The organism is Acidovorax carolinensis, from assembly GCF_002157145.1.
GTDB lineage: Bacteria > Pseudomonadota > Gammaproteobacteria > Burkholderiales > Burkholderiaceae_C > Acidovorax > Acidovorax carolinensis.
In genome coordinates this window covers 3,647,078-3,664,715 of sequence record NZ_CP021361.1, presented here as the reverse complement: position 1 = coordinate 3,664,715, position 17,638 = coordinate 3,647,078, and the positions used below count along the sequence as shown (strand labels likewise).

General features: G+C 68.0%; 13 protein-coding genes and 1 pseudogene. 9 read left to right on the top strand and 5 right to left on the bottom strand.

Annotated elements, in window-relative coordinates:
- Nucleotides 1-66 precede the first annotated feature (66 nt).
- Nucleotides 67-3,807, bottom strand: a pseudogene (locus CBP34_RS20495) (DUF748 domain-containing protein).
- 189 nt (nt 3,808-3,996) lie between these two features.
- Here CBP34_RS20495 and CBP34_RS17215 point away from each other — a divergent pair.
- Both CBP34_RS17215 and CBP34_RS17210 read left to right on the top strand, forming a co-directional pair.
- The gene (locus CBP34_RS17215; protein ID WP_236748449.1) at nt 3,997-4,371 is read left to right on the top strand and encodes a hypothetical protein; all 375 of its coding nucleotides are present in this window, start codon (nt 3,997-3,999) and stop codon (nt 4,369-4,371) included.
- A 63-nt stretch (nt 4,372-4,434) separates the two neighbouring features.
- Entirely contained in the window at nt 4,435-5,292 is an 858-nt protein-coding gene (locus tag CBP34_RS17210; protein WP_094099246.1) for a creatininase family protein, read from the top strand.
- Nucleotides 5,293-5,515: 223 nt separating this feature from the next.
- On the opposite strand, the gene CBP34_RS17205 is transcribed toward CBP34_RS17210, so the two are convergent.
- From CBP34_RS17205 to CBP34_RS17190, 4 genes are read right to left on the bottom strand one after another with little or no spacing between them, the layout of a single operon-like run.
- Nucleotides 5,516-6,559 (bottom strand): VWA domain-containing protein, encoded by a 1,044-nt coding sequence (locus CBP34_RS17205; RefSeq protein WP_094098748.1) that lies wholly within the window; start codon nt 6,557-6,559, stop codon nt 5,516-5,518.
- A gap of 39 nt (nt 6,560-6,598) precedes the next feature.
- Nucleotides 6,599-7,612 carry a DUF58 domain-containing protein gene (locus CBP34_RS17200; RefSeq protein WP_094098747.1) on the bottom strand — a complete coding sequence of 338 codons (1,014 nt, stop codon included), beginning with the start codon at nt 7,610-7,612 and terminating at the stop codon, nt 6,599-6,601.
- On the bottom strand, nt 7,593-8,654 hold the full coding sequence (locus CBP34_RS17195) for an AAA family ATPase (protein WP_094098746.1): 1,062 nt from the start codon (nt 8,652-8,654) through the stop codon (nt 7,593-7,595). The genes CBP34_RS17200 and CBP34_RS17195 overlap by 20 nt, the downstream gene beginning before the upstream one ends.
- Before the next feature lie 26 nt (nt 8,655-8,680).
- Nucleotides 8,681-9,601, bottom strand: a complete 921-nt coding sequence (locus CBP34_RS17190; protein ID WP_094099245.1) for a S1C family serine protease — start codon at nt 9,599-9,601, stop codon at nt 8,681-8,683.
- Between the two features lie 227 nt (nt 9,602-9,828).
- Between CBP34_RS17190 and CBP34_RS17185 the strand changes: the two genes are divergently transcribed.
- The 7 genes from CBP34_RS17185 to CBP34_RS17155 all read left to right on the top strand — a co-directional run bounded on the left by CBP34_RS17185 (nt 9,829) and on the right by CBP34_RS17155 (nt 17,621).
- Nucleotides 9,829-10,743, top strand: coding sequence for a TatD family hydrolase (locus CBP34_RS17185; protein ID WP_094098745.1), 915 nt, complete (start codon nt 9,829-9,831; stop codon nt 10,741-10,743).
- A 97-nt stretch (nt 10,744-10,840) separates the two neighbouring features.
- Entirely contained in the window at nt 10,841-11,416 is a 576-nt protein-coding gene (locus CBP34_RS17180) for a DNA-deoxyinosine glycosylase (protein ID WP_236748448.1), read from the top strand.
- A complete protein-coding gene (locus CBP34_RS17175; RefSeq protein ID WP_094098744.1) occupies nt 11,417-12,181 on the top strand; it encodes a class I SAM-dependent methyltransferase in 765 nt (254 codons plus the stop codon).
- 47 nt (nt 12,182-12,228) lie between these two features.
- Entirely contained in the window at nt 12,229-14,022 is a 1,794-nt protein-coding gene (tfpB, locus tag CBP34_RS17170) for a type IV pilus assembly ATPase TfpB (RefSeq protein WP_094098743.1), read from the top strand.
- 144 nt (nt 14,023-14,166) lie between these two features.
- Nucleotides 14,167-14,655 carry a tripartite tricarboxylate transporter TctB family protein gene (locus CBP34_RS17165; protein ID WP_087743534.1) on the top strand — a complete coding sequence of 163 codons (489 nt, stop codon included), beginning with the start codon at nt 14,167-14,169 and terminating at the stop codon, nt 14,653-14,655.
- Nucleotides 14,656-14,673: 18 nt separating this feature from the next.
- Nucleotides 14,674-16,185, top strand: a complete 1,512-nt coding sequence (locus tag CBP34_RS17160) for a tripartite tricarboxylate transporter permease (RefSeq protein WP_094098742.1) — start codon at nt 14,674-14,676, stop codon at nt 16,183-16,185.
- A gap of 140 nt (nt 16,186-16,325) precedes the next feature.
- Nucleotides 16,326-17,621 (top strand): DUF3422 family protein, encoded by a 1,296-nt coding sequence (locus tag CBP34_RS17155; protein ID WP_094098741.1) that lies wholly within the window; start codon nt 16,326-16,328, stop codon nt 17,619-17,621.
- Nucleotides 17,622-17,638 lie beyond the last annotated feature (17 nt).

Here is a 17,638-nt window from a genome sequence, read left to right as displayed (position 1 = left end):
GTGCGCTTTGGCAGGGCGCGCCGGGCGCTGGGCACCCTGCGCGTGGCGCTGTCAAATGTGTCACCGCTATTGTGTCGCCAGGCTCAGCTGCGCCTGGGGCGTCCATTTGTCGTCCGCCGCGGTGGTTTTGGGTGCGGCCAGGAACAGGCGCTCGTCGGGCAGCTTTTGCTCGGCCAGATAGGCCTTGACGGCCTGGCCGCGGTGCGTGGCCAGCTCGGTGGCCAGGTCTTCGGTGGCGGCGGGCAGGTGGGCCAGCAGCAGGGCCTCCATCTCGGGCACGGGCAGGTCCTTGGCCATGCCCACCAGGTTGCGCGGCTTGGGCATGTCGGCGCGGCGGTACACCTCCTTGAGCAGCGCCGGGTATTCGGCGGCCTGCACAGGGGTGGTGTCGGCAGGGGTTGCACGGCGCTTGGCGGCGCGCACCAGCTCTTGCAGGCGCTCGCGCTGGATGGCGTCGCGCTCGCGCTCCAGGCTGGCCGTGCCGGTCACGGTGATCTTGAGCGCGGGCCGCTCGGTCAGCGCCTTGGCCACCTTGTCCAGGTTTTGCCGGGCCTCGGGCGTGAGCGTGGCGCTGCCCGGGGCAAAGGCCACGCTGCTGAGTTCGTCGCCGCCGCCAAAGGCACGGGCCAGCAGGCTGAACGGCGCCGTGATGGCCTTGCCGATCAGGTTGACGATGATCTTGAAGATGACCGGGCCGATGCGGAACTGCGGGTCGTTCAGCGAGCCGCTGATGGGCAGATCGAGGTCGATCACGCCATGGCTGTCGGCCAGCAGGGCCACGGCCAGCCGCACCGGCAGGCTGTTGGGGGCGCCCTCCACGGGGTCGCCGAAGGTGAGCTGGTTGAGCACCAGCTTGTTGCTGGCCGTGAGCTGGCCGCTCGGCAGCACCTTGTAAGAGACATCCATGCTGAGCTTGCCGCGCTCGATGCCGTGGCCCGCGTATTTGACGGAATAGGGCGAGAGGGGCGGCAATTCGAGGTCACGCACCTTGCCCACAATGTCCAGCGCCAGCGGCTTGGCCAGCGGGTTGAGCTTGCCGGTAATTTCCAGCGAGGCCGAGCCCTCGGCGCGGCCGCGCAGTTCCAGGTCGGCCAGCACGGGCTCGCTGCCCGCGGGTTGGGAAGAGAACGCGCTGAGCTTGCCGGTCAGCTCGGTCAGGTCGGCCGAGTAGTTGGGCTTGATGAAAAAGTCCGAGAACAGCACCTTGCCATTGACCAGGCTCACCGGGCCGAACACCACCACCGGCGCCATCGGGTCGGGCGGGGGCTGTGGGGATGGGGGCGGCGGGCTGCTGGCCGAGGCCACGGTATCGGCGGGTGCCGCCTTTGCGGGGGCTGGGCCGCTGCCGCAGGCGTGTTGTTGACCTCGGCAGGGCTTTTGGCGATGTCGCTCAGGTTGATGCGGCCGTTTTCGTTGATGGTGATGCGCGCATAAAAGTCGGCCAGGCTGGTTTCCTTCACCTCCACGCGGGGGGCGGTGTTCGGTGCCAGGGCCACGCTCAGGCCGCGCAGGCCCAGGCTTTTCCAGGCCAGCAGTTCTTCGCCCACCTGCTCGGCGGTCTTGGGCGTGGCGGCGGCCGTGCTGTTGGCGCGCAGCTCGTCGATGGCGGCATCGCCGCTCACGCGCAGCGTGGTGCCGCGCGGGCTTTGGGACATCGCCACCTGGCCGCGAAAACCCACGTCGGCGCGCAGCAGTTCGATGGCGAACTGGTCGGCCAGGTAGCCGTCCAGGGCGTGCAGGGGCAGGCGGCTGGCTTCCAGGCGGCCTTGCGTGGCAAAGGGTTGGGGCGTCAGCGTGCCCCGGTAGTCGAGTTTGCCGGCGTTGCCCCGGCCTGCAGCCACCCGTGTCGAGAGATTCAGCGACTCGGGCTTGCTGCCGTCCAGCGCCAGGTTGCGGGCCTGCAGGCTCAGCGCCGACAGGTTCAGCGCCACGGGGCGGGGCTGGGCGCGGTCGGCAAAGGCCACGCTGCCCTCGTCCACGGCCAGCTCGCCCAGGCGCACGCGCCAGGCGGGCGCTGCCGCCGTGGTGGCGCTGGCGGGCGAGGCGGCGGGCGCGGCCTTGAGCCAGCGCTCAACCATCCAGCGGCCATCGGGGGTGCGCTCCACCGTGGCTTTGGGCTGGGTGATGCCCAGGCGTGCGATGTCCACGGTGCGGGTGTCCAGGTTCAGCTTGAGGCCGTCCAGCGCCAGCTTGCCCACGCTGGCCAGCGTGGTCTTGCCCTGTTGCAGCGCCAGTTGCTCCAGCGCCAGGGGGCCGGCGCCAAGCGTGATGCCCGTAGCGCCTGCCTTGGCGGCGTCGCCAGCGGGCGCTTGCCACTGCACGGCCATCTCGCCGTTGATCTGGCCGGTCAGGGCCGGCTCCAGGGTCTGCGCCAGGTAGGGCGCGGCCAGCTGCAGGGCGAGGGCCTTCGCCGACAGGTTCACCTCGGCGGCCCGGTCGGTGGCCTGGCCCTTGAACGACAGGCTGCTGCCCTGCACGCCCAGTGCGCCCGTGAAGGTGAGCGGCGCCTTGAAGGGGTAGGTCACATCGGTCACATCCAGCGTGAAGTCGGTGGCCTGCAGCGCGGCGGCGGGCCGGGTGCTCTGGTCGCTCCAGCGCAGCTGGCCCTGGCGCACGGCGGCCTGCGCCACGGCCACGGTCCAGCCGGGGCCGCGGCTGCGGGCGGGGTTGCGCTGCTGGCGCCGCTGGCCGGTGGGTTTGCGCCGCTGGCGGCGGCCTGGGGGGGCGGTGCAGCAGGCGTGGCTGGTTTGGCTGTGGGGGATGCAGCCGGTACGGCCAGCTGCGCGAGGTTGATCTCGCCCCGGGCATTGCGCGTGGCCGTCACGACGGGCGATGCCAGCTCCACGCGGGCCAGTCGCACCACCTGGTCGAGCGGCCGCACATCGGCCATGTCCACCGTGAGGCGCTCGTAGGACAGCAGGGGCTGCTGGTTGCGGTCGGTGATCTGCACGTTGTGCGTCTGCACCTGGCCCGACAGCGTCACGGCCAGGCGCGGTGCCTGCTCGAACGCCACCTTCAGGTCCAGGTCGAGGACAGCGCCCTGCACCCGCACCGGCAGGCTGGCGGGCAGGTAGGGCAAATAGGGCGCCAGATCGAGCCCCGCCCACTTCACCGTGGCATCGCCCTTGCCGGACTGGGCAAACGGGGTGGCCTGCGCCGACGAGTCAAACCGGCTGCCTCCGGCCTCGAACGACAGGTGCGGCTCGACCTTGATATCGCGCTGCGCGGGCAGGGTGCTGATGAAAGGCACCTTGAGGGACAGCTGGCGCACGGCGTGGGTCTTGTCCACCGTGCGGTCGTCGAAGTCGATGGCGCCGTCGTTCAGCGTGAGGTTGTGCAGCGCCAGCCGCACGGGGCCGCTGGCGGGTTTGTCGCTGGGGCGGTGAGCCGGGCCAGGATGTCGTCCACGTCGTAGTGGCCGTCGGTCAGGTGCGCAAGCCGCAGGTGGGGTGCGTCGATGGTGAGTGCGTCCACCACCGGCGCCAGGCGCAGCAGCGACTGCAGCTCGGCATCGGCATAGATGCGCGCAATGGTCAGCTGCGGCGGGCCACCCTGGGCGCCGCCGATGGCGATGTCGCGCAGGGTGATTTCCAGCGTCCAGGGCGTGAACTCGATGGTGCCCACGGTGAGCGGGCGGCCCAGCTGTTCGCTGGCGATGCGCTCGAGCGGGCCTTTCGCCAGCGATGGAACGGCCAGCCAGGTGACCAGCCACACCACGATCAAGGTCGCCAGTGCAACAGCGGCACGGCGCAACCAGCGGTGCTGGCGCAAGGAAGCAAAGGACACAGAGCGCAGGGACAAAGACATGGCGGACTTGCAGAAGGTGGGCGCCGCAGTCCCAGGAGGGTGGTTGCAAAAAGACAAATGACCGCGCGCGAGCCGCTATTGTCCCCGTTGTCGGCCCGTTGGGGTAAGCCGTTGCAACCCGTGGGCCGGGGTGCTGCAAACTGGTGGATAGTTGGGGCGGTCACGCTCCTGTTGGGCAAAGCCACTCCCATGCATTCCTCATCTTCTTCTTCTTCTTCTGCTGCTTCTGTGGTTGTTCCTGGAGCGACGTTCTGGTCACGCTCGCTCACCCGCCTGTTGCGCGGCAGCGGCTGGCTGCTGCTGGGCCTGTGTGCGTTGCTGGCAGTGTTGTCGTACCACGGCTTCACGGTGTATTGCGAGAACTTCGGCTGCATTTACCTGGGCCTCATCTGGATGGTCTGGGGCGTGCTGGCCGGCGTGGGGCTGGTCATGGCGCTGCTGGTGCGTGCGTGGCAGCGCCACCGTGGGTTCAGCACGCGGGCCAGCAGTTGGGCGGTGGTTCTGCTGCTGGCCATGGGCGCGGGCCACCTGCTTTACTGGCTGGTGACCACGGCGCTGCGGTGACGTGGTTTCCTGTCGTTTTTGTCGTGCATCGGCGCCGGCCCCGCTGCCACTACCATGGCACCCATGACCGCCGCTGCCACCCCACCCCTGCCGTCGCGCTTCTGGGCCGACCTCTCCACCCGCGATTTCACCCGGCTGCGCACCAGCGGCCAGGCCCGGCAGACGGTGGCCGTGCTGCCCGTGGCGGCCATCGAGCAGCATGGGCCGCACCTGCCGCTGTCGGTGGATGCGACGCTGCTGCAGGGCGTGATCGACGCCGCGCTGCCGTTGCTGCCCGCGGCGCTGCCCGCGTTGTTCCTGCCGCCGCAGGTGGTGGGGCTGAGCCCCGAGCACATCCGCTTTCCGGGCACGCTCACGCTGTCGCCCGCCACGGTGATCGCGCTGTGGACCGAGATTGGCGAATGCGTGGCGCGCGCCGGGGTGAAAAAACTGTTGCTGTTCAACGGCCACGGCGGCCAGGTCAGCGTGATGGACATCGTGGCGCGTGAGTTGCGCACGCGCAGCCATCTGCTGGTCTACAGCGCCAGCTGGTTCAGCCTGCCGCTGCCCGATGCGGTGGCCGGCCAGTTCAGCGCCGACGAGCACCGCTTTGGCATCCATGCGGGCGAGATCGAGACATCAATGATGCTGCACCTGGCGCCCGCCACGGTGAACATGGAGCACGCGCGCGACTTCCGCTCCACCTCGCAGGACCGCGCCGAGCGCTACGCCATCCTGGGCAACGGCAAAAGCGCCAAGCTGGGCTGGCAGATGCAGGACTACCACGTCGCCGGTGCCGTGGGCAATGCCGCCGCCGCCACGGCCGACAAGGGCCGGGCGGTGGTGGATGCTGCCGGGCAGCAACTGGTGCGGCTGCTGCAGGAACTGCACGATCTGCCGCTGGCCACTTTGGTGGATGGCCCCGGGGGACTGGTTGATTAATAGAGACTTTTGGTGTTTTTGCCTGATTGGGTGCATACCTCAGACCAACCCCGTTCGCCCTGAGCTTGTCGAAGGGCCGTGCCAAAGCAGTGCCCTGGCTTCCACAGGCTCAGCCCGAACGGATGGGGGCAAGTTATCTGAGGTATGTCGCTAATCAGGTGATTTTGGTCTCTAGTGCTTATGTGGTAAGCGGTAGCAGCTACTTTTTTGATAGTGATGATGACTACATCACCCGCCCAAACCACCACACCGACAGCCCGGCGGCCAGCACCGCCAGCGCTGCACCCACCAGCGCCAGCAGGGCCGAGATTTCGGTTTCTCGCTTTTCCACCGTGAGGCGCGAACTCAGGGTTTCATAAACCTTCTTCAGGTCGGCGGCCGTGGCGGCGTGGAAATATTCGGCCTGGGTGCGCAAGGCCACGGCCTTGAGGGTTTCTTCATCGAGCCGCACGCGCATCGACCAGCCCTCAAAACCGATGGTTTCGCCCTGCACCGTGCCCACGCCCACGGTGTACACGCGCACGCCCCGGTCGGCGGCCCATTGGGCGGCTTCGAGCGGGTCCACCCCGGTGGTGCGCTGGCCGTCGGTCAGCATGATGATGGCGGCCGAGTTGTAGGAGCCCGGGGCTACGGGCGTGAAGGTCTTGGCTGGGTCCTGCCTGGTGACCTCGTCGAGTGAGCTCGGCCGCATGGCCTGGCGCCCGCCCAGCGCCGCAATGTCGATACCCGCGTCGGGGAACAGCGTGGCCAGCGCCAGCATGATGCCGTTTCCCGTGGCCGTGCCGCGCTGCAGCTGAAAGCTGTCGATGGCCTTGATCAGGTCTTCATGGCTCTGGGTGGGCAGTTGCGCCAGCTGGGCGCTGCCCGCAAACGCCACGATGCCCACGCGCACATGGCGCGGCAGCTCGGCGATGAAGGCCTTGGCGGCGTTTTGCGCGGCGGTGATGCGGTCGGGCTCCACGTCGGCGGCGCGCATGCTGCCCGATACATCCATGGCCAGCATGATGGTCTGCTGCTCCGAGGGCAGCGTGATGACGGCCAGCGGGCGCGCCGCCGCCAGCAGCAGGGCCACCAGCGCCAGCAGAAAGAGCGCGGGCGGGATATGGCGGCGCAGGCGCTGGCCGGGGCCGAGCGCCGCGCGCACCAGCCCGAGGCTGGGGTAGTTCAGCGCCTGCTGCTTGCGCCGGTGCAGCAGCCAGGCATACAGCGCCACCAGCAGCGGCACCGCCAGCAGCAGCCAGAGCAGGGTGGGCCAGAGAAAAACCATGGTCGGGTGTCCTTGGGTTTGTCGATGTCAGTCAGCGGCCTAAACGGCGGCGGTGCGGGGGCTGGGTTTGAAAGCGCTCAGCCGCGGGCCGGCCCGGCGCTGGCGCAGGTCCATGAACCGCAACAGGGCGTCGATCAGGTCGTCATCGGTGCGCAACTCCAGCGTGTCGGCGCCCGCCGCGGCCAGGCCGGTGCGCAGGGTGGCCTCGCGCTCGGCGGCCAGGCGGGCAAAGCGCTGGCGGAAGGCCTTGTCGTGCGTGTCGACCTGCAGTTGTTCGCCGGTTTCGGCGTCGCGCAACAGCACCAGGCCCAGGTCGGGCAACTCCAGTTCGAGCGGGTCGAACAGGCGCACGGTCACCACGTCGTGGCGTTGCGCCAGCTGGGCCAGCGGCTTTTCCCAGCCGGGCGCGCTGATGAAGTCCGACACCACGAACACCGTGGAGCGCCGGCGAATGCCGCCCAGCCCGGCCTGCAGCAGCAAGCCTAGCTGCGTGCCGCCGGCGGACTTGACGATGCCCTGCTGCAGCAACCGGTGCACCAGGTGCAGCACCTGCGCGCGGCTGCTGCGCGGGGGCAGCACGGCATCGATCGCGCGCGCGCCGCCGCCCTCTGCATCTGTTGTGCCGCCTGCGCCATACAGCATGGCGCCCACGCGGTTGCCGTGGCGCGTGAGCAGGCGCGCCAGCACGGCCACAAAGCCGGTGAGGATGTCGCGCTTGGCGTGGCCCTGCGGGCCAAAGTGGATGGAGGGGCTGAGGTCCAGCAGGAACCAGGCCGACATTTCGCGGTCTTCGGTGAACACGCGCACATGGGGCGCGTTCAGGCGCGCCGTCACATTCCAGTCGATGTGGCGCACATCGTCGTGGGGCTGGTATTCGCGCAGGTCGGCCAGGTCCAGCCCGCTGCCGCGCACCAGGGTGCGGTAGTCGCCCTGCAGCAGACCGTCGAGCCGCCGGATGACATGCCACTCCAGCTGCCGCAGCAGGCGGTCGGCCTGGCCGGGCAAGCTGGGTGGAGGCTGCCCGGGGGTGGTTTCAGGCGGCTTTTTGCTCATGGCGAGGGCTCAAGCTGTTTTGCACGTGGTGCAAAGGCCGTGCAGGCGCCTGTATCTTGGCCATGATGCGGGCAATCAGCGCATCGGCATCGAGCCCGTCCGACAGCGCCTCGTACGACAGCGACAGCCGGTGGCGCAGCACATCGGGCGCCAGGTCGGTCATGTCCTCGGGCAGCACGTAGGCGCGCCCGCGCAGCATGGCCAGGGCCTGGGCGCCTTCGGCCAGGCAGATGGTGGCGCGCGGGCTGGCGCCACAGGCAATGAACGGCGCAATATCCGGGATGCCGTGCTGCGCGGGCGCCCGTGTGGCTGCCACCAGCTTCACCGCATATTGCAGCAGCGACGGGTCCACATACACGGCGCGGCACTCGGCCTGTAAGGCCGACAGCTGTGCCGTGGTGGCCACGGGCAGTACCTGCACGGGCGCATCGAGCGCGCGCTGGGCAATCACGAACTCTTCTTCCTCGGTGGGGTAGTCGAGCAGCACCTTCATCATGAAGCGGTCCACCTGCGCCTCGGGCAGGGCGTAGGTACCTTCGGTCTCGATGGGGTTCTGCGTGGCCATCACCAGAAAGGGCTCGGGCACCTTGTGGGTTTCGCCGGCAATAGTGACCTGGCGCTCCTGCATCACCTCCAGCAGGGCGCTTTGCACCTTGGCGGGCGCGCGGTTGATTTCGTCGGCCAGCAGCAGGTGGGTGAACACCGGGCCCAGCGTGGTGCTGAACTCGCCCGTCTTCTGGTTGTACATGCGCGTGCCCACCAGGTCGGCGGGCACCAGATCGGGCGTGAACTGGATGCGCTTGAAGCTGCCCTGGATGGTGCTGGCCAGCGTCTTGACGGTAAGTGTCTTGGCCAGGCCGGGCACGCCTTCGACCAGCAGATGGCCCTGGGCCAGCATGGCGACCATCACGCGCTCCAGAAAGCGGTCTTGGCCGACCACGACGCGTTTGACTTCGTAGAGCACCTGTTCCATCAGCGTGGCGGTGGATGCGGCGATATGGGCGTGGGGGCCGTAGGCCGGGGGCGTGGCGGTGGGTGTCATGGCGTCCTTGCACAAACGGGTGGAAACTAGAACGGCGGCATGCCCACGGCTGCAGCGGCGTTTTCAATGGGCACGGCAAAGCCGATGCCGATGAAGGTGCGGGCCTCGGTGGGGTTGAGGATGGCGGTGACGATGCCCACCACCTCGCCGTCCATGGTGACCAGCGGGCCGCCCGAATTGCCGGGGTTGGCGGCCGCGTCGAACTGGATCAGGTTGGTGAGCGGACGGGTGCCTTCGGGCGGATCGAATTCACGGTCCAGGCCCGACACCACGCCCGCCGACGCCGATGGCCCGATGCCGAACGGAAAACCGATGGCCACCACCTGGTCGCCCGCCCGCAGGTCTTGGGTGGAGCGCAGCGGCGCGGCGGCCAGGTCGTCGGGCACCTTGTGGGCCTGCAGTACGGCCAGGTCGTTTTCGGGCTGGACACCGGTGATGCTGGCGGTGGTTTCCAGCCCATCGTGAAAAGTGACGGTGATGCGGCTGGCGCCCTGCACCACATGCAGGTTGGTGAGGATGATTCCCGAATCCACAATCACCACGCCCGTGCCAATGCCGCGCTCGAGCTCTTTCTTGCCGTTCTTGCTGCGCGTGTAGCTCGCCACACGCACCACCGAGGGCGCCACGGCCTCCACTGCCGCTGTGGCGGGCGATGGAAAGGTGGTGGTCTCCAGGGTGCGCAGCACGGCAGCGTCGATGTCGTCCTGCGTGATGCGGCGGGGCGTGGTGCCCGGGTGCAGCCACACGCTGGCCAGCAGCAGCGCGGTGAGCAGCACCACGGTGGCCCACAGGGCGCGCAGGTGGTTGCGCGGGGCGACAGTGGTTGCGGATGCCTCGGCGGGCGGTGCCAGCGGTGGTGACGGCTGCGGCGCGCTGGCCACTGCGGCCACCGGTTCTGCCGGGCGCCGGGTGGGGCGGGAACTGCTGTAGAGGGCGGGCCGGGGCATGCTGTCACCTTCTGGTTCCATGGCCATTTCCCGGCCCGTGCGCACGCCTTGGGGGCTGTGGGCGCCGCGCCTTTGCAGGCACGCGGGGGTGAGGAAACGGAATGTCGCGCCGGAGCGTGGCGCACGGGTTTGACAGTAGCACGGATCGCCGGTTGATGCAGACCGCTGTGTGGCCGGGCCGCTGCCGGGCCGCTGCCAGGTGCGCGCTGGTCGGGCATCATGTCGGCATGTCTTCCTGGATCGATACGCATTGCCACCTGGACGCCGCCGAGTTCGCCGCCGACCGCGAGGCCGTGCGCCAGCAGGCCGCTGCCGCGGGCGTGGCGCACTGCGTGATTCCGGCGGTGGAGCGCGCCAACTGGGACGCCGTGCGCCAGCTGGCGCACCGCCATGGCGACAGCTACGCCCTGGGCATTCACCCGCTGTACACCGCGCGGGCGGCCGATGCCGACCTGGCGCTGCTGGCCCAGGCGCTGGAGCAGCACCGCCACGACCCGCGCCTGGTGGCCGTCGGCGAAATCGGGCTTGATTCTTTTGCCGGCGGGCCGCCTCAAGGCCAAAAGCGGCCCCCTGGGGAGGCAGCGACCACACGCAGTGAGGGAGCGTGGGGGTATGGTTCAGTCGATGGGCGCGATCCCGCGCGGCAGGAGCAGTTTTACCGTGCCCAGCTGCAACTGGCGCGCCGGTTTGACTTGCCGGTGATCCTGCATGTGCGCCGCTCGGCGGACAGGCTGCTCAAGGGCCTGCGCGACATTGCCGTGCCGGGCGGCATTGCCCATGCCTTCAACGGCAGCCTGCAGCAGGCGCAGGCGTTCATCGCGCTGGGTTTCAAGCTGGGGTTTGGCGGCGCGGTGACTTATGACCGGGCACTGCAATTGCGCCGGCTGGCGGCCGAGTTGCCCGAATCGGCCCTGGTGCTGGAAACCGACGCGCCCGACATCCCGCCGCACTGGCTTTACACCACGGCCGGGCAGCGGGCCGCCGGACAACCCCAGGGGCGCAACGCCCCGGCCGAGCTGCCGCGCATCGCCGCGGTAGTGGCGGGCCTGCGCGGTCTGCCGCTGGAGGCATTGGCCCGCAGCACCACCGCCAACGCCTGTGCGGCGCTGCCGCGCCTGGCCGGGCTGGTGCAGGAAGCTTGAGGTATTTTTGGCCTCTGGCGCTTTTCAGATAAGCGCTGACAGCTATTTATTTGATAGTGAAAAGGCCGCATGTCGGGATTCAGGCCAGAATCGGACCATGAAGGAAAACAAGGCGGCATCAGGCCGCGCCACCCGACCCCGCGATGTGCCCAGACCGCTCTCGTCGCCCGGCGGCGAGCGCCTGACGGGGCTGGCGCCCGTGGTGTCCGAACGCACGGTGGTGCTGGTGCTGGGCAGCTTTCCGGGCGCGGCCTCGCTGCGGGCGGGGCAATACTATGCGCACCCGCAAAACCATTTCTGGCGCATCCTGCAGGCGCTCTGGCCGCAGCACCCGCTGCCCGGCGCAGCGCACTATGGCGAGCGCTGCGACTGGCTGCTGGCGCGCGGGCTGGGCCTGTGGGACGTGTACGCCAGCTGTGAGCGGGTGGGCAGCCTGGACACCCGCATCCGCAATGCGCAGGTCAACGACTTCGCCAGCCTGCGCGCGCGCTGTCCCCGGCTGGCGGCCATCGCCCACAATGGCGGGGAAAGCTTCAAGCATGCGCGCAGCACGGCGTTGCTGGGGGTGGCGGTGCACCGCCTGCCTTCCACCAGCCCAGCCAACGCGTCGTGGAGTTTTGAACGTAAATTGAACGCCTGGGCCGAACTGCTGGCCCGGCATGGATTGGTGTGAATGGCCCGCAATAAAAAGACCGAAGTTGAACTGCCCGAAGTGAGCGTCTCTGACGATGGCGAGGTGCGCCACCTGCACCTGGGCACGCCCTGGATCCAGGGCTCCATGCGCGTGGCCGAGCCGTTCGAGATCGAGTTGCAGTATGTGCAGCGCATGATGGCCTGGCTGCTGTTTGTTGAGCCCGCCAGTGTCACCAAGCGCCACGCCATGCAGTTGGGGCTGGGGGCCGGGGCCATCACCAAGTTTTGCCACAAGAAACTGCGCCTGTGCACCACCGCCATCGAGCTCAACCCGCAGGTGCTGGCGGTGTGCCGCCAGTGGTTCAAGCTGCCGCCCGATGGCTCCAAGCTGCGCGTGGTGCTGGCCGATGCGGCCGAGGAAATCCGCAACCCGATGTGGCTGGGCACCGTGGACGCCCTGGCGGTCGATCTGTACGACCACGAAGCCGCGGCGCCGGTGCTAGACAGCCCCGCTTTTTATGCCGACTGCCGCGCGTTGCTGACCGAGGACGGCTGCATGACCGTGAACCTGTTTGGCCGGGCGTCGAGCTTCGAGCGCAGCCTCAAGAGCATGGCCAGCGCCTTTGGCGAAGACGCCCTGTGGGCCTTCAAGCCCACCCGCGAGGGCAACACCGTGGTGCTGGCGCAGCGCACGCCCAGCCGGCCCAAGCGCACCGAGCTGGCCGCGCGGGCCGAGGCCATCCAGGCGCGCTGGGACATCCCTTCGGCCAAATGGCTGCGCGTGTTCAAACCCGTGGCGGGCTGACCGTCCGCCGCTCCGCCTCGCCATTGAACTGAACACCGAAGCCCCTGATGAAAACCTTCACCGAATTCCCCGCGCCCGCTGCGCCTGCGGCCCATGCGGGTCCGCTGGACTGGCGCAGCATGGTGGGCTGGCTGCGCTCCGATGGCGTGATCTCGCCGCAAGAGGCGCACCGCACCATCGCCCGCTGCTCGCAGGCCGAAAGCTCGCAGCATCCGCTGGTGCGGCTGGCCAGCGTCGCCATGGCGCGCGCCAGCGATGGCAAGCCGCTCGATATTGAATCGCTGACCGAATACCTGGCCCAGCGCGCCGGGCTGCACTACCTGCGCATCGATCCGCTCAAGGTGGACGTGGGCCGCGTGGCCGACACCATGAGCGCCTCGTATGCCGAGCGGCACAAGGTGCTGCCGGTGCAGGTGACGGCCAAGGAGGTGGTGGTGGCCACGGCCGAGCCCTTCATCGACGACTGGGTGGCCGAGGTGGAGCGCCAGTCGCGCCGCACGGTGCGCCGGGTGGTGGCCAACCCGCAGGATATTCACCGCTTCACGGCCGAGTTTTTTGCGCTGGCCAAATCGGTGCGGGCGGCGCAGAAGGCGGGCGGCAACTCGGGGGGCAGCAGCTTTGAGCAGCTGGTGGAGCTGGGCCAAAGCAACAAGCAGCTCGATGCCAACGACCAGGGCGTCGTGAAGGTGGTGGACTGGCTGTGGCAATACGCGTTTGATCAGCGCGCCAGCGACATCCACCTGGAGCCGCGCCGCGAGCAGGGCGTGATCCGCTTTCGCATCGATGGCGTGCTGCACCCGGTCTACCAGATGCCCATGGGCGTGCACAACGCCATGGTGTCGCGCATCAAGCTGCTGGGCCGCATCGACGTGGTGGAAAAGCGCCGCCCGCAGGACGGCCGCATCAAGACCCGCAACCAGCGCGGCGACGAGGTGGAAATGCGCCTGTCCACGCTGCCCACGGCGTTTGGCGAGAAGATGGTGATGCGGATTTTTGACCCCGACAACACCGTCAAGGACCTCGACGCGCTGGGCTTCGCACCGCACGACGCGCAGCGCTGGGAGCAGCTCGTCAAGCGCCCGCACGGCATCATCCTGGTGACCGGGCCCACCGGCTCGGGCAAGACCACCACGCTGTACGCCACCTTGAAGCGCGTGGCCACCGAAGAGGTGAACGTGAGCACCGTGGAAGACCCGATCGAAATGATCGAGCCCAGCTTCAACCAGACGCAGGTGCAGCCGCAGCTCGACTTCAACTTCGCCGAAGGCCTGCGCGCCCTGATGCGCCAGGACCCGGACATCATCATGGTGGGCGAAATCCGCGATCTGGAAACCGCCGAGATGGCTATCCAGGCGGCGCTGACGGGCCACCTGGTGTTCTCGACGCTGCACACCAACGATGCACCCTCGGCCATCACCCGCATGATGGAGCTGGGCGTGCCGTCCTACCTGATCAACGCCACGCTGCTGGGCGTGCTGGCCCAGCGGCTGGTGCGCACGCTGTGCAAACAGTGCAAGCAGCCCGATACGTTGGCCACCCCCGAGGCGCTGGTCGAGGTGGTCAAGCCCTGGAAGATCACGGGCGCCTACCAGCCCTACAAGCCCGTGGGCTGCGTGGACTGCCGCATGGGGGGCTTTCTGGGGCGCATGGGGCTTTACGAGCTGCTGACGGTGAGCGAGGCGCTCAAGGACAAGATCACCCAGGCGCCTTCGATCGAGGTGCTGCGCCGCCAGGCGGTGGCCGACGGCATGCGCCCCTTGCGCCTGGCCGGCGCTCTGCGGGTGGCCGAAGGGCTGACCACGCTGGACGAGGTGATTGCGGCGACGCCGCCGCTCGATTGATCAAGTCGGGGTAAACCCGCACTCACCCAGGGCGCCGCACCGCAGCGGGCGGCGATTGTGACGGGATGTAGGTGGAATCCACATCGCTATGCGCCCACATTCCCCGCACAATCCCGTGGTTGAGATTCCGCCAAGGAGACATTCGTGAAAATCAAGAGTCAAAAAGACTTTTTTGCCGGCCTCATGTTCATGGGCGTCGGCGTGGCCTTCGCCTGGGGCGCCACAACTTACAACGTCGGCACCGGCGCCCGCATGGGACCGGGCTATTTCCCCCTGTTGCTGGGTATTTTGCTGGCCATCATCGGCGGCGTTATTACGTTCAAGGCCACCGTGGTGGAAACCGTGGACGGTGAAAAGATCGGCAAATGGGCCTGGAAGCCGCTGTTCTTCATTCTGGCCGCCAACTTTGCCTTCGGCATTTTGCTGGCCGGCCTGCCCAGCCTGGGTATTCCCGCCATGGGCCTGATCGTCGGCATCTATGCGCTGACCTTCATTGCCAGCCTGGCAGGCAACGAGTTCCATGCGAAGTCGGTGTTTGTACTTGCCACGGTGCTCGCCGTGGGCAGCTATGTGGCATTCGTCTGGGCGCTGAAGCTTCAGTTCCCGGTGTGGCCCAGTTTTATTTCCGGTTAAGGCAGGAGCACCCACACTATGGAATTGTTTGACAACCTGGCGCTCGGCTTCGGCGTCGCCTTCACGTTTCAGAACCTCGTTTACTGCTTTGTCGGCTGCCTTTTGGGCACGCTGATCGGCGTGTTGCCTGGCATCGGCCCCGTGGCCACCATCGCCATGCTGCTGCCCGCCACCTACGCGCTGCCGCCCGTGGCTGCGCTGATCATGCTGGCCGGTATCTATTACGGCGCGCAATACGGTGGCTCCACCACCGCCATCCTGGTGAACCTGCCGGGCGAATCGTCCTCGGTGGTGACTGTGATCGACGGCTACCAGATGGCGCGCAAGGGCCGTGCGGGGCCGGCGCTGGCGGCTGCTGGCCTGGGCTCTTTCTTTGCCGGTTGCGTGGGCACGCTGATCCTGGCGGCGTTTGCGCCACCCCTGACCGAAGTGGCCTTCAAGTTCGGCCCTGCCGAGTACTTCTCGCTGATGGTGCTGGGCCTGATCGGCGCCGTGGTGCTGGCCTCGGGCTCGCTGCTCAAGGCCGTGGGCATGATCGTGCTGGGTCTGCTGATTGGTCTGGTGGGTACCGACGTGAACTCGGGCGTGGCCCGCTTCAGCTTTGACATTCCCGAGCTGACCGACGGCATCGGCTTCGTGACCATCGCCATGGGCGTGTTCGGTTATGGCGAAATCATTGCCAACCTCTCGCGCCCCGAAGACGAGCGCGAGGTGTTCACGGCCAAGGTCGAGGGGCTGTTCCCCACGGCGCAGGACTTCAAGCGCATGTTCCCCGCGGTGCTGCGTGGCACGGCCCTGGGCTCTGCCCTGGGCATCCTGCCCGGCGGCGGTGCCTTGCTGTCGGCTTTTGCTGCCTACACCATTGAGAAGAAAACCAAGCTGCACCCCGGCGAAGTGCCCTTTGGCCAGGGCAACATCCGCGGAGTGGCTGCGCCTGAGGCCGCCAACAACGCGGGTTCGCAAACCTCGTTCATCCCGCTGCTGACGCTGGGCATTCCTCCCAACGCCGTGATGGCGCTGATGGTGGGTGCGATGACCATCCACAACATTCAGCCGGGTCCCCAGGTGATGACCAGCAACCCCGAGCTGTTCTGGGGCCTGATCGCCTCGATGTGGATCGGCAATGCCATGCTGGTGATCCTGAATCTGCCGCTGATCGGCATCTGGATCAAGCTGCTCACGGTGCCCTACCGCTGGCTGTACCCGTCCATCGTGCTGTTCTGCGCGGTGGGTGTGTATTCCACCAACAACAACACCTTTGACGTCTGGATGGTGGGTATCTTTGGTCTGATTGGCTACATCTTCCACAAGCTGGGTACCGAGCCTGCGCCCTTGCTGCTTGGCTTGATCCTGGGCCCGATGATGGAAGAAAACCTGCGCCGTGCGCTGCTGCTGTCGCGCGGCGACTGGAGCGTGTTTGTCACGCGTCCGCTGTCGGCCGGCCTGCTGGCGGCTGCTGCCCTGCTGCTCGTCATCGTGCTGCTGCCCGCCGTGAAGAACAAGCGCGAAGAGGCCTTCGTCGAAGACTGAGCCCCTTACCCCGTTCGCCGGTCCCGCAGCGCGGGCCCCGGCTGCAAGCACAGCGGCACCTTCGGGTGCCGTTGCTTTTTGGGGCGGTGACTCGGTGGAAAGGGCGAAGGCCCGGTACACAATGGCGCACCGAGGACCGCATGCAACCACCCAACCGCCCCACGCAGCACCCGCACCGGGTCATGCTGCACAACGAGATCCACGCCCGCCCGCCCGAGGCCCTGGCAGCACCGCTGGCCATTGCCCACATCGTCATGCTGGCCGATGCGGCGGGCCGCGAAGCCAGCCGCGCCCATGTGGCGGCACTGCTGCGCGACCACCACATGGCGCTGCCCGATGCCCAGACCACCCACTTGCGGATGGACCTGGGTGCTTTTCGGCTGCGCTGGGAGCTGCACACCGAGTTCGTCACCTGGACCTTCATGGTCCCGGCGTCCGCCGAGGCCTTTGGCGAGCGCGAGCCCACCAGCGCCATCGATGTGGTTCCACACGAATGGCTGGCCGCCCTGCCGGGCCATTGCCTGTGCAGCCTGAACCTGTGGGTGCTGCCCACGCAGCAGTTTGGCTCGGGCTCGCTGGTCAAGCATGTGCTGCACGAGGACACGCTGGTGGCCTCCACCGTGGCCGACGGGCATGGCGAGCTGTACACCGACTTTGCCATCCACGCCGATGGCTTCTCGCGCATGGTGCTGCTGGCGGGCGGCATGACGCCGCGCCGCCTGGGTCGGCTGGTGCAGCGCCTGCTGGAGATCGAAACCTACCGCATGGCCGCACTGCTGGGCCTGCCTGCGGCGCGCGAGGCCGCCACCGTGCTGGCCTTTGCCGAGCGCGAACTGGCCGAGCTGGCCGATGCCATCCGCACCGCCAACCGCGATGCCGAGCCCGCGCTGCTCGACCGACTGACCCGCCTGGCCGGGCAGGTGGAAAGCCAGTACGCCGCCACGCACTCTCGCTTTTCGGCCAGCGCGGCCTACTTTGAACTGGTGGACCGCCGCATCCAGGACATCGCCGAATCGCGCCTGGCCGGCATGCAGACTATTCGCGAGTTCATGGACCGCCGGCTTACGCCCGCGCGCAGCACCTGCGAGTGGGCCACGCGGCGCCAGGACGCGCTGTCGCAGCGTGTCTCGCGCATGAGCAACCTGCTGCGCACGCGGGTGGAGATCGAGCAGCAGCAAAGCAGCCAGGCGCTGCTGACCACCATGAACCAGCGCCAGGACCTGCAGCTCAAGCTGCAGTCCACCGTGGAGGGCCTGTCGGTGGCGGCCATCACCTACTACATCGTGGGCCTGGTGAGCTACCTGGCCAAGGGCGCACAAAAGCTGGGCTGGCCGCTGTCGGCCGAGACCACGGCGGCCGTGGCGATTCCGGTGGTGGCGGTGGGCGTGTGGTGGTCGCTGCGCCGGCTGCACCACCGCGTTTTCCGCACCCACTGAACCCTGGGCCTGCCGCC

Bases quoted from the DNA above. Each gene is read 5' to 3' on its own strand.
- CBP34_RS17215 (WP_236748449.1), top strand. From the start codon at position 3,997: ATGCATTCCTCATCTTCTTCTTCTTCTTCTGCTGCTTCTGTGGTTGTT.
- CBP34_RS17210 (WP_094099246.1), top strand. From the start codon at position 4,435: ATGACCGCCGCTGCCACCCCACCCCTGCCGTCGCGCTTCTGGGCCGAC.
- CBP34_RS17205 (WP_094098748.1), bottom strand. From the start codon at position 6,559: ATGGTTTTTCTCTGGCCCACCCTGCTCTGGCTGCTGCTGGCGGTGCCG.
- CBP34_RS17200 (WP_094098747.1), bottom strand. From the start codon at position 7,612: ATGAGCAAAAAGCCGCCTGAAACCACCCCCGGGCAGCCTCCACCCAGC.
- CBP34_RS17195 (WP_094098746.1), bottom strand. From the start codon at position 8,654: ATGACACCCACCGCCACGCCCCCGGCCTACGGCCCCCACGCCCATATC.
- CBP34_RS17190 (WP_094099245.1), bottom strand. From the start codon at position 9,601: ATGCCCCGGCCCGCCCTCTACAGCAGTTCCCGCCCCACCCGGCGCCCG.
- CBP34_RS17185 (WP_094098745.1), top strand. From the start codon at position 9,829: ATGTCTTCCTGGATCGATACGCATTGCCACCTGGACGCCGCCGAGTTC.
- CBP34_RS17180 (WP_236748448.1), top strand. From the start codon at position 10,841: ATGAAGGAAAACAAGGCGGCATCAGGCCGCGCCACCCGACCCCGCGAT.
- CBP34_RS17175 (WP_094098744.1), top strand. From the start codon at position 11,417: ATGGCCCGCAATAAAAAGACCGAAGTTGAACTGCCCGAAGTGAGCGTC.
- tfpB (WP_094098743.1), top strand. From the start codon at position 12,229: ATGAAAACCTTCACCGAATTCCCCGCGCCCGCTGCGCCTGCGGCCCAT.
- CBP34_RS17160 (WP_094098742.1), top strand. From the start codon at position 14,674: ATGGAATTGTTTGACAACCTGGCGCTCGGCTTCGGCGTCGCCTTCACG.
- CBP34_RS17155 (WP_094098741.1), top strand. From the start codon at position 16,326: ATGCAACCACCCAACCGCCCCACGCAGCACCCGCACCGGGTCATGCTG.